Source organism: Variovorax sp. CCNWLW235 (genome assembly GCF_037204085.1).
Lineage (GTDB): Bacteria > Pseudomonadota > Gammaproteobacteria > Burkholderiales > Burkholderiaceae_C > Variovorax.
On sequence record NZ_JBBCBW010000005.1, the window covers coordinates 19115 to 32057 of the forward strand.

The 12943-nt window shown below is 65.8% G+C and carries 13 protein-coding genes; 11 read left to right on the plus strand and 2 right to left on the minus strand.

What is annotated here, in order from left to right:
• Positions 1–29: 29 nt before the first annotated feature.
• The 4 genes from V9L21_RS07650 (at position 30) to ybaL (ending at position 4747) form a co-directional block, all read left to right on the plus strand.
• The gene (locus tag V9L21_RS07650) at positions 30–581 is read left to right on the plus strand and encodes a hypothetical protein (RefSeq protein WP_337310595.1); all 552 of its coding nucleotides are present in this window, start codon (positions 30–32) and stop codon (positions 579–581) included.
• Between the two features lie 177 nt (positions 582–758).
• Complete coding sequence (gene phbB, locus V9L21_RS07655; protein ID WP_337310596.1) at positions 759–1496, plus strand: acetoacetyl-CoA reductase; 738 nt, start codon at positions 759–761, stop codon at positions 1494–1496.
• Positions 1497–1622: 126 nt separating this feature from the next.
• Positions 1623–2966, plus strand: a complete 1344-nt coding sequence (locus V9L21_RS07660) for a dicarboxylate/amino acid:cation symporter (RefSeq protein WP_337310598.1) — start codon at positions 1623–1625, stop codon at positions 2964–2966.
• Between the two features lie 80 nt (positions 2967–3046).
• Complete coding sequence (gene ybaL / locus V9L21_RS07665; RefSeq protein WP_337310600.1) at positions 3047–4747, plus strand: YbaL family putative K(+) efflux transporter; 1701 nt, start codon at positions 3047–3049, stop codon at positions 4745–4747.
• Between the two features lie 20 nt (positions 4748–4767).
• Here ybaL and V9L21_RS07670 read toward each other — a convergent pair whose 3' ends face one another.
• Entirely contained in the window at positions 4768–5172 is a 405-nt protein-coding gene (locus tag V9L21_RS07670) for a hypothetical protein (protein WP_337310602.1), read from the minus strand.
• Positions 5173–5567: 395 nt separating this feature from the next.
• Here V9L21_RS07670 and V9L21_RS07675 point away from each other — a divergent pair, with 395 nt between their 5' ends.
• Positions 5568–6926 (plus strand): homoserine dehydrogenase, encoded by a 1359-nt coding sequence (locus V9L21_RS07675; RefSeq protein ID WP_337310604.1) that lies wholly within the window; start codon positions 5568–5570, stop codon positions 6924–6926.
• A 123-nt stretch (positions 6927–7049) separates the two neighbouring features.
• Entirely contained in the window at positions 7050–7385 is a 336-nt protein-coding gene (locus V9L21_RS07680; RefSeq protein WP_337310606.1) for a DUF1090 family protein, read from the plus strand.
• Between the two features lie 31 nt (positions 7386–7416).
• On the opposite strand, the gene V9L21_RS07685 is transcribed toward V9L21_RS07680, so the two are convergent.
• The gene (locus V9L21_RS07685; RefSeq protein WP_337310607.1) at positions 7417–8268 is read right to left on the minus strand and encodes a PA4780 family RIO1-like protein kinase; all 852 of its coding nucleotides are present in this window, start codon (positions 8266–8268) and stop codon (positions 7417–7419) included.
• A 307-nt stretch (positions 8269–8575) separates the two neighbouring features.
• Between V9L21_RS07685 and V9L21_RS07690 the strand changes: the two genes are divergently transcribed.
• From V9L21_RS07690 to V9L21_RS07710, 5 genes are all read left to right on the plus strand, one after another.
• Positions 8576–8956 carry a helicase SNF2 gene (locus V9L21_RS07690; protein ID WP_337310609.1) on the plus strand — a complete coding sequence of 127 codons (381 nt, stop codon included), beginning with the start codon at positions 8576–8578 and terminating at the stop codon, positions 8954–8956.
• 143 nt (positions 8957–9099) lie between these two features.
• Complete coding sequence (locus V9L21_RS07695) at positions 9100–10077, plus strand: Bug family tripartite tricarboxylate transporter substrate binding protein (protein ID WP_337310612.1); 978 nt, start codon at positions 9100–9102, stop codon at positions 10075–10077.
• A 72-nt stretch (positions 10078–10149) separates the two neighbouring features.
• Complete coding sequence (locus V9L21_RS07700; protein ID WP_337310615.1) at positions 10150–11544, plus strand: acyclic terpene utilization AtuA family protein; 1395 nt, start codon at positions 10150–10152, stop codon at positions 11542–11544.
• Positions 11541–11906, plus strand: a complete 366-nt coding sequence (locus V9L21_RS07705) for an AtuA-related protein (RefSeq protein ID WP_337310617.1) — start codon at positions 11541–11543, stop codon at positions 11904–11906. Before V9L21_RS07700 ends, V9L21_RS07705 begins: the two co-directional genes overlap by 4 nt.
• Before the next feature lie 48 nt (positions 11907–11954).
• Positions 11955–12923 carry a Bug family tripartite tricarboxylate transporter substrate binding protein gene (locus V9L21_RS07710; protein ID WP_337310619.1) on the plus strand — a complete coding sequence of 323 codons (969 nt, stop codon included), beginning with the start codon at positions 11955–11957 and terminating at the stop codon, positions 12921–12923.
• The last annotated feature ends 20 nt before the right edge of the window (positions 12924–12943 follow it).

Consider the following 12943-nt stretch of genomic DNA (forward strand, 5'->3'; position numbering starts at 1 on the left):
GGCAACCGGGCTGAACTTGAAGGCATGCCGTGGAAAACCTCTGGCCCTGGTTGGTGGTGGCGGGTCTCGGCGCTGTTCATGGCCTGAACCCGGCCACCGGCTGGATGTGGGCCGCGGCCTGGGGCGTCCGGTCGAAAGACCGGGGCCAGGCGCTGCGGGCCCTGGTGCCCATCGCGGTCGGGCACGCCGGGTCGGTCGCGCTGGTGGCGGCGGCGGTGGCGTTCGGCGTGTCGATGGACCGGACGGTGATGCAAGTGGTGGCGGGCGGGCTGGTGGTCGTGGCCGCGGTGCTGCACCTCTCGGGCCGCACTCCCAAGGCGGTGCGTGCGCCGGCGGGGCATGCCGGGCTGGCGCTCTGGTCTTTCATGATGGCCACCGCGCATGGCGCCGGGTTGATGCTGGTGCCGGCGCTGATTCCGCTCTGCATGGGCGACACGCCGGCTCGGGACATTGCGGCATCGGGCTCGCTGATGCTGGCGCTTGCGGCGGTCGGGGTCCACACGGCGGCCATGCTTGCCGTGACCGCGCTGGTCGCCAGTGGGGTGTGCCGGGGGCTGAAACTCATACTTTCGAACTCGTGAGGCGCGGCGAAACAAGCAAGAAGGTACAGACTCGCGCATCTGGTTGCACATTGGCGGTGCCATGACAGCTGGTTGCAAGCTTGGCTCAGTGTTTTCCTCAGAGAACGATGGCTTGAAACTCGCTAGAGTGAAGGCGGCCGTTCAGGCTTTTGCTTCGCACACATCAAGGAAAATTTCATGAGCAAGAAAGTTGCATATGTCACCGGAGGCATGGGTGGCATCGGAACTGCCATCTGCCAGCGTCTGCATAAAGACGGCTTCACTGTCGTCGCAGGCTGCGGCCCCACGCGCGACCATGCCAAATGGCTGGCCGAGCAGAAGGCCCAGGGCTTCGAGTTCCACGCGTCGGTCGGCAATGTCGGCGACTGGCAATCCACGGTCGAAGCATTTTCCGCCGCCAAGGCGGCACACGGCCCCATCGACGTGCTCGTCAATAACGCCGGCATCACGCGGGACCGCATGTTCCTGAAGATGACGCCGGAAGACTGGAGCGCGGTGATCGAGACCAACCTCAACAGCATGTTCAACGTCACCAAGCAGGTGGTGGGCGACATGGTCGAGAAGGGCTGGGGCCGCATCATCAACATCAGCTCGGTCAACGGTGCCAAGGGCCAGGCGGGGCAAACCAACTACTCGGCCGCCAAGGCCGGCATGCACGGCTTCACCATGGCCCTGGCGCAAGAGCTGGCGAGCAAGGGCGTTACTGTCAACACCGTGAGCCCGGGCTATATCGGCACCGACATGGTGAAAGCCATCCGCCAGGAAGTGCTCGACAAGATCGTGGCCACCATTCCCGTGAAGCGCCTGGGCGAACCTAGCGAAATCGCGTCCATCATTTCGTGGCTTGCCACGGACGAGGGAGGCTATTCCACCGGGGCCGATTTCTCGGTGAACGGCGGGCTTCACATGCACTGAGCATGCTGACTGGAACCTGATCGAAAAACCCGCTTCGGCGGGTTTTTTTGTTTCCAGCGATGTGGCTTCTACGAATGGAAAGGCGCGAGAACGGCCATAAAGTTTCCCACCCGCTGGAGGCACGACATGGCAGACACAACAATCACACCGACCCGCAAACTTCCTCTCTACCGCTCCCTTTACGTGCAGGTGATCACTGCCGTGGTCATCGGCGTGCTGCTCGGGCACTTCTATCCCGCCACCGGCGAAGCCATGAAGCCGCTCGGCGATGGCTTCATCAAGCTCATCAAGATGATCATCGCGCCGATCATCTTCTGCACGGTGGTGGTCGGCATTGCCGGCATGGAAGACATGAAGAAGGTGGGCAAGACGGGCGGCCTGGCGTTGCTCTACTTCGAGGTCGTGAGCACCATCGCACTCGTGGTCGGGCTGCTGCTGGTCAACGTGCTGAAGCCCGGCGCGGGGATGAACATCGACCCGACCACGCTCGACACCAAGGCGATCGCCGCCTACACCGGCCCCGGCAAGATGACCGGTACGATCGACTTTCTGCTCAACGTGATTCCCAGCACGGTGGTCGACGCCTTTGCCAAGGGCGAGATCCTGCAGGTGCTGCTCATCGCGGTGCTGTTCGGCTTTGCACTGCACCGCTTCGGCGGACGCGGCACGCTGGTGTTCGACGTGATCGAGAAGGGCTCGCACGTGCTCTTCGTGATAGTCGGCTACATCATGAAGCTCGCGCCCATTGGTGCCTTTGGCGCCATGGCGTTCACCATCGGCAAGTACGGCCTGGGCAGCCTGTTCTCGCTCGGCAAGCTGATGGGCACGTTCTACCTGACCTGCCTGCTGTTCATCTTCGTGGTGCTGGGGCTCATTGCGCGCTTTCACGGCTTCAGCATCTGGAAGTTCATCAAGTACATCAAGGAAGAGCTGCTGATCGTGCTGGGTACTTCGTCGTCCGAATCGGTGCTGCCGCGCATGATGGAGAAGATGGAAAACCTGGGTGCGAAGAAGGCCTGCGTGGGCCTGGTGATTCCCACCGGCTATTCGTTCAACCTGGACGGCACTTCCATCTACCTGACGATGGCGGCGGTGTTCATTGCGCAGGCCACCAACACGCCGATGACGCTGACCCAGGAGATCACGCTGCTGGCCGTGCTGCTGCTCACTTCCAAGGGCGCGGCGGGCGTGACCGGGAGCGGCTTCATCGTGCTGGCCGCCACGCTGTCGGCCGTGGGCCACGTGCCGGTGGCCGGCCTTGCGCTCATCTTGGGCATCGACCGCTTCATGTCCGAAGCGCGTGCGCTGACCAACCTGATCGGTAACGGCGTGGCCACCATCGTGGTGGCCAAGTGGACTAACGAGCTCGACACCGAGCGGCTGAAGGCCGGTCTCAACAACGAGAGCTGGGTCGAGTCGCAGGAGCCTGAAGTGCTGGAAGGCGCGCGCATCAGCAAGATGGCCGATTGAATGGCCTGAAGGCACGATGACGGCCCGGTGAAGGGCCGGGTGAAGTAAAGGGCCGCGCATCGTTCCTGCAAAATGGAACGATGCCTCACAGCGTTTCCCTCATCAACACCATCGCCGCCGGCCTGGGGCTGGCGCTTGTGTTCGGCTTTTTTGCGGTGCGCCTGCGGTTGCCCGCACTGGTGGGTTACCTGCTTGCGGGCGTGATCATCGGCCCCTTCACGCCGGGCTTTGTGGCCGATGCGGGCATTGCGGCGCAGCTGGCCGAAATCGGCGTAATGCTGCTGATGTTCGGCGTGGGCCTGCATTTTTCGCTCGACGACCTGCTGGCGGTGCGCAAGATCGCCTTGCCCGGAGCGTTGGCGCAGATCGCGGTGGCCACGCTGCTCGGCGGTGCGCTGGCGCTCTGGTGGGGCTGGTCCTGGGGCGAGGCACTGGTCTTCGGGCTGGCGCTGTCGGTGGCAAGCACGGTCGTGCTGCTGCGGGCGCTTGAAAGCCTGGGCATTCTCGACTCGTTCACCGGCCGCATCGCCGTGGGTTGGCTGGTCGTCGAAGACCTGGCGATGGTGCTGGTTCTGGTGCTGATGCCGCCGCTCGCGGGAGCCTTGGGCGGCCATGCCGCCGATGCGGCGGGTTCCGCGGAGCCGCTGTGGCAGACGCTCGGGCTCACGCTGCTGCAGGTGGGCGGCTTCGTGGCGCTCATGCTCGTGGTCGGAAGGCGCGCCTTCCCCTGGATTCTCTGGCAGGTCACGCGTACCGGCTCGCGCGAGCTGTTCACGCTGTGCGTGATTGCGGCGGCCGTCAGCATTGCATTCGCATCGGCGGCGCTGTTCGGCGTTTCGTTTGCGCTGGGGGCATTCTTCGCGGGCATGGTCATGCGCGAATCGGAGTTCAGCCACCGCGCCGCGCAAGAATCGCTGCCGCTGCGCGATGCCTTCGCGGTGCTGTTCTTCGTGTCCGTGGGCATGCTGTTCGACCCCTCGGTGCTCATCGAGCGTCCGCTGCAGGTGCTGGCTGTGGTGGGCGTGATCGTGCTGGGCAAGTCGCTTGCCGCCTGCGCGCTGGTGCTGGCTTTCCGCTATCCACTGGGTACGGCGCTTACGGTGAGTGCAAGCCTCGCGCAGATCGGGGAGTTCTCGTTCATCCTGGCGGGGCTTGGCGTATCGCTCGGCGTGCTGCCGGTCGAGGGCCAGAGCCTCATTCTTGCCGGCGCGCTGATTTCAATTGCCACCAATCCGCTGTGGTTCAGCCTGATCACGCCATTGCAGAAGTGGCTGCATGCCCGTTTGCCGGTGGCTCGCGGACTCGAGTCGCGCGACCACCCCCTGGCCGAGCTGCCGACCACCACCGAGGCCAGGTACCTTTCAAGGCAGGTGGTGTTGGTGGGCTACGGCCGGGTAGGGCGGCGCATCGCGGCCGAGCTGGAGGCGAACGACATTCCCTATGTGGTGGCCGAGCAGAACCGCGAGCTGGTCGAGAAGCTGCGCGAAGCCGGCATTGCGGCGGTATGGGGCGATGCGGCCGACCCGGCGGTGCTGATCCAGGCGCACATTGCGCGTGCCCGTGTGCTGGTGGTCGCAACGCCTGACGCCCTGAACGTGCGCCAGATGATGGAAACCGCGCGCACGCTCAACCCTGCCATCGAAACCGTCATTCGCAGCCACAACGAAGACGAGGCCCAACTGCTGACCCAGCAGACCGCCGCAACGGTGTTTCTTGGCGAACACGAATTGGCGCAGGCTATGGCCCGCGACGTCGTCCGGCGGGCCGCGGTGGCGGCCTGAACCGCTGGGCACCGAAGCGTTCAGAGGTCTTCGATGACCAGTGTGCGATAGCGCTGCGCAATCGAATACGGCACGGCGCGCACCACCTCCATCAGGCGGTTCGCTTCTTCTTCGTTCTTCGTCCTGACGAGCAAGGCCGTGTGGCCTTCGCGCGCGAGCTTGGTGTAGGCGCGCACCGTGGCGGCATCGGTACCCGCCGAAGGCAGCGGGTCGTCGGATTCCTTCACGGTGGGCGTGATCTCCTCGAGCACCGTTTGCGGCGGAATCAGGTAGATCTCGTCGCCGCTCACACCCTTCTGGAGCAGCTGATGGCCGATGCGGTTGGCGTCTTCCGCGCTCGGAAACATCACCATCGAGTAGCCGCTCGGGTAAAAGGCGCCGCCGATGGTTGCTCGCATGCGGGGTTCTAGGACGAAGTTCTTCATGGTGCTGCCTCCTGGTGATGCAGTTCTTTGCTTTGCCCACCACGCTAGGCCTTCAGCGGGCCGTGCGCTGTAGGCCTGCTCCCTATATTTCCGCAGGTTGGCACGGCAAGCTTGGGCAATGCCCCGGCAGGCTCCTGTACACTGCGCCTTCTCATGTCTTGCCGCTTTTTCCCCACTGCCGATTGCGTCGCCTCCATGGCCCGCATGATGCCGCCTGCGTTTGCGCGGGCGAATGGGGCATTGGTTGCACGAATGATTACCACCATTACCACCGCGGCCACCTGAGCACGCGCAGGTGGCCGTTTCGGCAGCCACCTGGTGTATCGCTCTTCTCTCCGAATGATTGAAACCCAGCTCTGGCAGCTGGGTTTTTGTTTTTTCATCCGGAGATTTCCATGTACCGCGATCCAGTCCAGTCACTCGAACCCTTGCCCAGCCGCAGCGCGGCCCCCCACGCATTGCGCGTGGGCATGATCGGCATCGGCACCGTCGGCTCGGGCACGTTTCGCGTGCTGGCCCGCAACCAGGCCGAAATTGCGGGCCGGGCAGGGCGGCCCATCGAGGTGGTGATGGTCGCGGCGCGCAACCTGGCGCGGGCCGCCGCCGTGGTGGGCGGGAACGTTCCGCTGACGGACGACCCGCTGCGCGTTGCGACGCACCCCGACGTCGACGTGGTGGTCGAAGTGGCCGGCGGCACCGGTCCGGCACGCGACTGGGTGCTGGCCGCCATTGCCCACGGCAAGCATGTGGTCACCGCCAACAAGGCCCTGCTGGCGGTGCACGGCGCCGAAATCTTCGCGGCTGCGCGGAAGCACGGCGTGGCCGTGGCCTACGAAGGTGCGGTGGCGGTGAGCATTCCCATCGTCAAGGCGCTGCGCGAAGGGCTCACGGCCAACCGCATCGAGTGGGTGGCGGGCATCATCAACGGCACCACCAACTTCATTTTGAGCAAGATGCGCGATGAAGGGCTGGACTTCGGCGCCGCGCTCGCCGAGGCCCAGGCACTGGGCTACGCCGAGGCCGACCCGGCTTTCGACGTGGAGGGCGTCGACGCCGCGCACAAGCTCACGCTGCTGGCCGCCAATGCGTTCGGCACGCCGGTGCGCTTCGACGATGTGCAGGTGGAAGGCATCACGGCCTTGCAGCGGCTGGACGTGGCCTGCGCCGAGCAGCTGGGCTACCGCATCAAGCTGCTGGGCGTGGCGCGGCGGCGGAAAGAGGGCGTGGAACTGCGCGTCCAGCCCGCGCTGGTGCCCGCCTCGCACCTCATGGCGCATGTGAACGGGTCGATGAACGGCGTCATGGTCAAGGGCGACGCGGCCGGCGTGACGATGTACTACGGCGCGGGCGCCGGCTCGGAGCAGACCGCGTCGGCGGTGATCGCCGACCTGGTCGATGTCGCACGCCTGGCGGGCACCAGTGCCGCCCAGCGGGTGCCGCACCTGGGCTTTCATGCCCATGCAATGAACACACTGCCGGTGCTTCCTCGCGCCGACGTGTGTTCGTCGCACTACCTGCGAGTGCCCGTGCATGCAGCGAGCGGCATCGAGGCGGTGGCAGGCTGGGCCGCCGCCCAGCAGCTGCCGGTGCAGCAAATAACGCTTGCGACCGGCCAGGCCGGCGCTGCCCCGCAAGTGCTGGTGCTGACCCAACCGATGCGGCAAGCCGCGATGGACCTGGCCCTGGGCGCACTCCAGTCGCTCCCGGCGGTGGCAGGGGCGGTGGCGGCGCTGCGGGTGGAGGAACTGGCGTGAAGCGCTTCCTTCTAACTGGGACAGAATGCGCCCGAACGCGGGCGTCTGTACCGCACATGCAATGGGAGCCGCAATGGATGTCTATGGGTTGGATGAGCTTCAAGCGCGCGAAGGAAAGCGCGCGTGAAGCGCTGGTTGATGGCCGTCGCGCTGGGTGGGGCAGTCCCCGTCTTTGCTCAGCCGGCGGAGCAGCCCAAGCAAGTGGAGGGGGTGTCCTGCGAGGCGGAAGAAGCTGCGCTCGAGCGTGAGATGGACCTTGCGCGCTCCCGGGGCCAGATGCTGCGCCGGCGACAGCTGGCCGAAACCCTGGCCGCGCTGCGCACGCGTTGTCACGGCTCGGAAACTCAGCAGAGTCGCGCGGCCCGCATCGACAAGCTCGAGCAGGAGATTCGCACGCTTCGCTCGGAACTGGAGCGCGCCGAAGATCAACTGCGCGACCTGAGAAACGAGCGGCCATAGAGGGCTGCCCTGTGAGGCGCAAAGCTGCCGGCTAAAGCCGCGGCAGTTGCATGCGCACCCGGCGCGCCGCTTCTTCCTCGCGCGCATCGTCCACTTCGCGCATCACGTTGCCCAGGTCGACAGGGCCGGTGTCGCGCACGTGCGTGCCGGTCAGTACCGATTCGACGCGCAGCAGGCCGCGCTCGTACAGGTGCCAGATCTCGTCGCCGTAGTGCGTGCCCAGCAGCTCCGGCGCAAACTGGCCGAAGAAGTTGCGCAGGTTCTCCACGTCGCGCAGCAGCATGCGCCTCGCGTGGTTGTTGCCCGCCGCGTCCACCGCCTGCGGCAGGTCGATGACCACCGGGCCGTCGGCCGACAGCAGCACGTTGAACTCCGACAAGTCGCCGTGCACCACGCCCGCGCACAGCATGCGCACCACCTCCTTCAGCAGGCTGGCGTGGTGGCGCACTGCCTCTTCAGGCGTAAAGGCCACGTCGTTGAGCCGCGGCGCCGCGTCGCCGTTGGCGTCGGTCACCAGCTCCATCAGCAGCACGCCCTCAAGAAAGTTGTAGGGCACCGGCACGCGCACGCCGGCCGCTGCAAGGCGGTAGAGCGCGTCGACCTCGGCACTTTGCCAGATGGCCTCGGTCACCTGGCGGCCGAAGCGCGTGCCCTTGGCCATGGCGCGCGTTTCGCGCGAATTGCGCACGCGGCGGTTCTCGGTGTAGTCGACCGCCTGCCGAAAGCTGCGCTTGTCGGCTTCCTTGTAGACCTTGGCGCAGCGTGTTTCGTCGCCGCAGCGCACCACGTACACCATGGCCTCCTTGCCGCTCATCAGCTGGCGTACCACCGTGTCGATCAGGCCTTCGTCGACCAGCGACTGCAGTCGTGGCGGTGCTTTCATTGATGTTGCTCCCTCGGGGCCAGCGGGCGGGTCGAGAGGAAGGCCCTCAGGCTTTCCGGGCCGATCTGGTAGGCCGCATCATGCCTGTGCGCGGCGGCTTACTGCTGAGCCATACCTGCTTTCGCGCGTCATTTCAAAAGCCGCCGCACCGTTTCCACGTCGCGATTACCGAGATTCCATTCGCCAAGGGTTTGTACTTAGATGTGGTCGCAGAATTGATTTCACGGACCTGCCCATCAAGCAAGAACGGTTCGAAGCATCTCCAACCAACTTCAAGCCATTGAACACATTGAACAAAGGAAACTGAATGACCGCCTCCAAGCTCTTTTCCGCCGCTGCATTGGCCCTGGTAGCCGCCGCTGGTGCCGCTCATGCCGAAACCTATGAAGGCGTCCATCCCCTGACCTCCGCCGAGAGCCGTGCCGACGTGGCCGCCGGCGCCGTGGTTGCCGCGCGTATTGGCAATCCCTACGCCACCGGCGCCGATTCGGGGCCGGCCTATGCGCCGGTTGCCATGAACAGCCGCGAAGCCGTGCGCGCCGAAGCGGTGGCCACGGCTCGCAATGCCGATCCGTATGCCGAAGGCGCTTCCTCGGGTGTCGCCCCGATGGTGGCGGGTGCGGTGGACCGCGCGACGGTGCGCGCCCAAGCCTACGCGGCCGCGCGCGGCGACGCCTTGCCGCTGTAATTGCCGTAGCAGCCACGCTCGTCTGCAAGGACGATGTACCCAAGGGCCGGTCCTGCGAAAGCAGGTCCGGCTTTTTGTTTGGGCACGCCAGCGGCGCAATGCTGAGCTAAGGTAGCCGGTCGGCTCAAGCCAGGATCTTGAAAATGAACAACAGGCGCAAGCTCGCCGTCGCCGTATTCCTTCTCGCATGCGCAATGAGCCTGGCTGCACAGGCACAGGAGTGGCCGGCAAAGCCCGTGCGCGTGATCGTTCCCGCGCCGCCGGGCAGTTCGCTCGACCTGATCGCGCGCACGCTGGCCGACCGGCTGCGAACGATGTGGAAGCAGCCCGTCGTGATAGAGACCAAACCCGGCGCGGGCGGCCTGATCGGCATGGACGCGGTGGCCAAGGCACCGCATGACGGGTACACGCTGGGCATCGGCTTCAACGGGCCGATTGCCTTCGGCCCCTACATGTACAGCCGCATGCCCTATGCGCCCGCGCGCGACCTGGTGCCCATTGTGCTCACGACCTCGCAGCCCAACGTGCTGGCGGTGCAGGCCGGCAATCCCGCGAACACGTTGCCGGAGTTCGTGGCCTGGGCGAAGAAGCAGGGCAACGGGTTCAGCTATGCGTCGGTGGGAGCGGGGAGTTCGTCGCATCTCACGATGGAACTGTTTCGCAGCATCGCCGGCATCGAGGCGGTGCATGTGCCTTATGCCGGCTCGCCGCCTGCGGGGCTTTCGGTGGCGGTGGGCGATACGCAGGCGCTGTTCACCGTGGCGCCGGCGCTGCTGCCGCTCATTCAGGGCAAGCGCATCAAGCTGCTGGCGATCACCAGCGCAAAGCGCTCCGAGCTCATGAAAGACGTGCCCACGGTCGCGGAGTCCGGCTACCCCGGTTTCGAGGCGCTGGCCTGGAACGGCCTGTTCACCGCAAGCGGCACGCCGCCAGAGGTGGTGCGCCGCATCAATGCCGACGTGAACACTGTGCTGCAGGAGCCGGCCGTGCGCGAGTTGCTGGCTGGTCAGGGGCTTGTGGCGGGTGGCGGCTCGCCTGAAGAATTCAGGTCTTTCATCGACAGCGAAGGACGCAAGTGGGGCGCCATCATCGGCAAGGTCGGCATCCGGCTCGAGCAATGATCCGAAATTTGGATCAATTGATCTGAATTTTCGATTTTACGGATGATGGCGGGCTGCATAAAGTCCGCCTCGATGAATGCCACTGCATCGCCCCCACTGCTGATCGGCTGCGCTGCCGGCTTTTCCGGCGACCGCACCGATGCGGCCGGGCCGGTGGTCGATACGCTGATCGCCCGGCTGCAAGGCGGCCCGGCGGAGCAACGCGCTTTCCTGATCTTCGAAACGCTGGCCGAGCGCACGCTCGCACTCGCCCAGCTGCGCCGACGCGACAACCCCGAAGCCGGCTACGAGCCCTTGCTCGATGCCATGCTGCGGCCCGTGCTGGCGCGTTGCCTTGCGCACGGCATTCGCATCGTGAGCAATTTCGGCGCAGCCAATCCGCGCGCCGCGGCCCGTCACATTGCCCGCATGGCGCGCGAACTGGGTGCTGCCGAGCCGCGCATCGCAGTGGTGGAGGGCGACGATCTTTCCGGCCCTGCGCATCTCGCGCTGCTGCACGAAGCGCTTGGCGCGCAGATGGACGGCCTGCGCATCGTCAGTGCCAACGCCTACATCGGCGCCGAGCCGATTGCCGCAGCCCTCGATGCGGGTGCACAGATCGTGGTGTGCGGCCGCGTGGCCGACCCGTCTCTCACGGTAGGTCCGGCCATGTCGCACTTCGGCTGGCGCGCCGACGACTGGCACCGGCTGGGCCGAGCCACCATGGCCGGCCACTTGCTCGAATGCGGCGCGCAGGTCTGCGGCGGCTACTTTGCCGACCCTGGCTACAAGAACGTGCCGGGCCTCGAAGAAGTGGGGTTCCCGATTGCGGAGATCGATGCCGACGGTCACTGCACCATCGGCAAGGCCGACCGCACCGGCGGCCTTGTGAGCGAGGCCACGGTGAAGGAGCAGCTGCTGTACGAGGTGCACGACCCGAACGCCTACCTCACGCCCGACGTGGTGGCCGACATTGCCGAAGCCCAGATCGATCAGCTGCCGGACGCTGCGAATCGCGTGGCGTTGTCAGGCGTGCGCGGCCATGCGCGGCCCAGCCACTACAAGGTCAATGTCTGCCATGAAGGCGGCTGGCTCGCCGAGGGCGAAATTTCTTATGCGGGCCCGCGCGCCGAGGCGCGTGCGCGGCTCGCGGCAGACGTGCTGCGCAAGCGGCTAGGCAGCCTTGCGCTGCGCGTGGACCTGATCGGTGCGCTGAGCATTTTTGGCGACGACGCCGGGCGCATGCTCGCCGATACGCCGGATGCCGGCCTGCGCGATGTGCGCCTGCGTATCGCGGCCTCGCATACAGACCGTGCGCAGGCCGAGCGCCTCACGCGCGAAGTCATGGCGCTGTACACCTGCGGGCCGGCGGGCGGCGGTGGCGTGCGCACCGCGCTCACGCCGCGGCTCAATACCTTGTCGTGCCTGCTGCCGCGCGAAGCGGTGCCGGTGCGTTTCGAACTGCTCGGCGCGGAGGCCCTGGCATGAACACGCCCACAGACTTCGTGGAAGTGCCGCTCTACCGCGCCGCCCACGGCCGCACCGGCGACAAGGGCGACCGCTCCAACATCAGCGTGATCGCCTGGCATCCGGACCTTTATCCGCTGCTGGCCGAACAGCTCACGCCTGAACGCGTGGCCGCGCTGTTTCGCCACCGTGCGCCCTCGCGGGTGCAGCGCTTTTTGCTGCCCAGGCTGCATGCGATGAACTTCGTGCTCGATGCGGTGCTCGACGGCGGCGTCAACGATGCGCTGAACCTCGATGCGCACGGCAAGGCGCTCTCGTTCCTGTTGCTGGACATGCCCATTCGCGTGCCGCGCCCGCTTGTGCCGCTGCTGGCGGGGCCATAGCGGCAATCCGATTTCTTTTTCCTCACCCATCCATCCGGAGACAAAAAAATGAAACGACGTTCCCTCACCCTTTCGGCCGCCGCCTTGGCCTTGGTGCCGCTGCTCGGCCATGCGCAGCAGGCCTTTCCAGACAAGCCCATCACCTTCGTGGTGCCCTTTGCAGCCGGCACGGCCACCGACCAGATCGCACGCGCGCTGGGCAACAGCATCACGGCGGAAACAAAGCAGCCCGTGGTCATCGACAACAGGGCCGGCGCCAGCGGCTTCATCGCCTCGCAGCAGGTGGCCAAGGCCGCGGCGGACGGCTACACCGTGCTGATCACCACCAACACCACGCACGCGGCCAACGAGCACCTGTTCAAGAAGCTGCCCTACGACCCGGTGAAAGATTTTTCGCCCGTTACCGCGCTGGGCAAGGGCGGGCAGATCATGGTGGTGAACCCCTCATTCCCGGCCAAGAGCGTGGCCGAATTCATCGCCCTCGCGAAGAAGGAGCCGGGCAAGTACAGCTTTGGCAGCGGCAGTTCGTCCAGCCGCATGGCAGGCGAGTTGCTGCAGCAGATGGCCGACATCAAGCTGCTTCACGTGCCCTACAAGAGCAACACGCTGGCAGTGACCGACCTGCTGGGCGGGCAAATCCACATGATGATCACCGACGCTGCCACCGGGCTGCCGCAGGTCAAGGGCGGCAAGCTGCGCGCGCTGGGTGTGTCGAGCGCGGCGCGCTCACCGCTCGCGCCTGATGTGCCCACCATTTCCGAGGCCGGCGTGAAGGGCTATGAAATGGGCTACTGGTTCGCGGCCTATGCGCCAGCCAAGACGCCGCCGGCGGTGGTCAAGCGCCTCAACGAGCTGCTGGTGAAGGCTGCGAAGAGCGAGTCTGCCAAGACAGCGTTCTACGAACCCACGGGCACCGAAGTGTTCACCACCTCGGCTGAAGAGCTCGCCAAGTTCCAGACTGCGGAATCGCAGAAGTGGGGGCGCATCGTGAAGGCGGCCGGTATCGAAGCCGAGTAGCCGGGGAAGGCGGCGGCCGC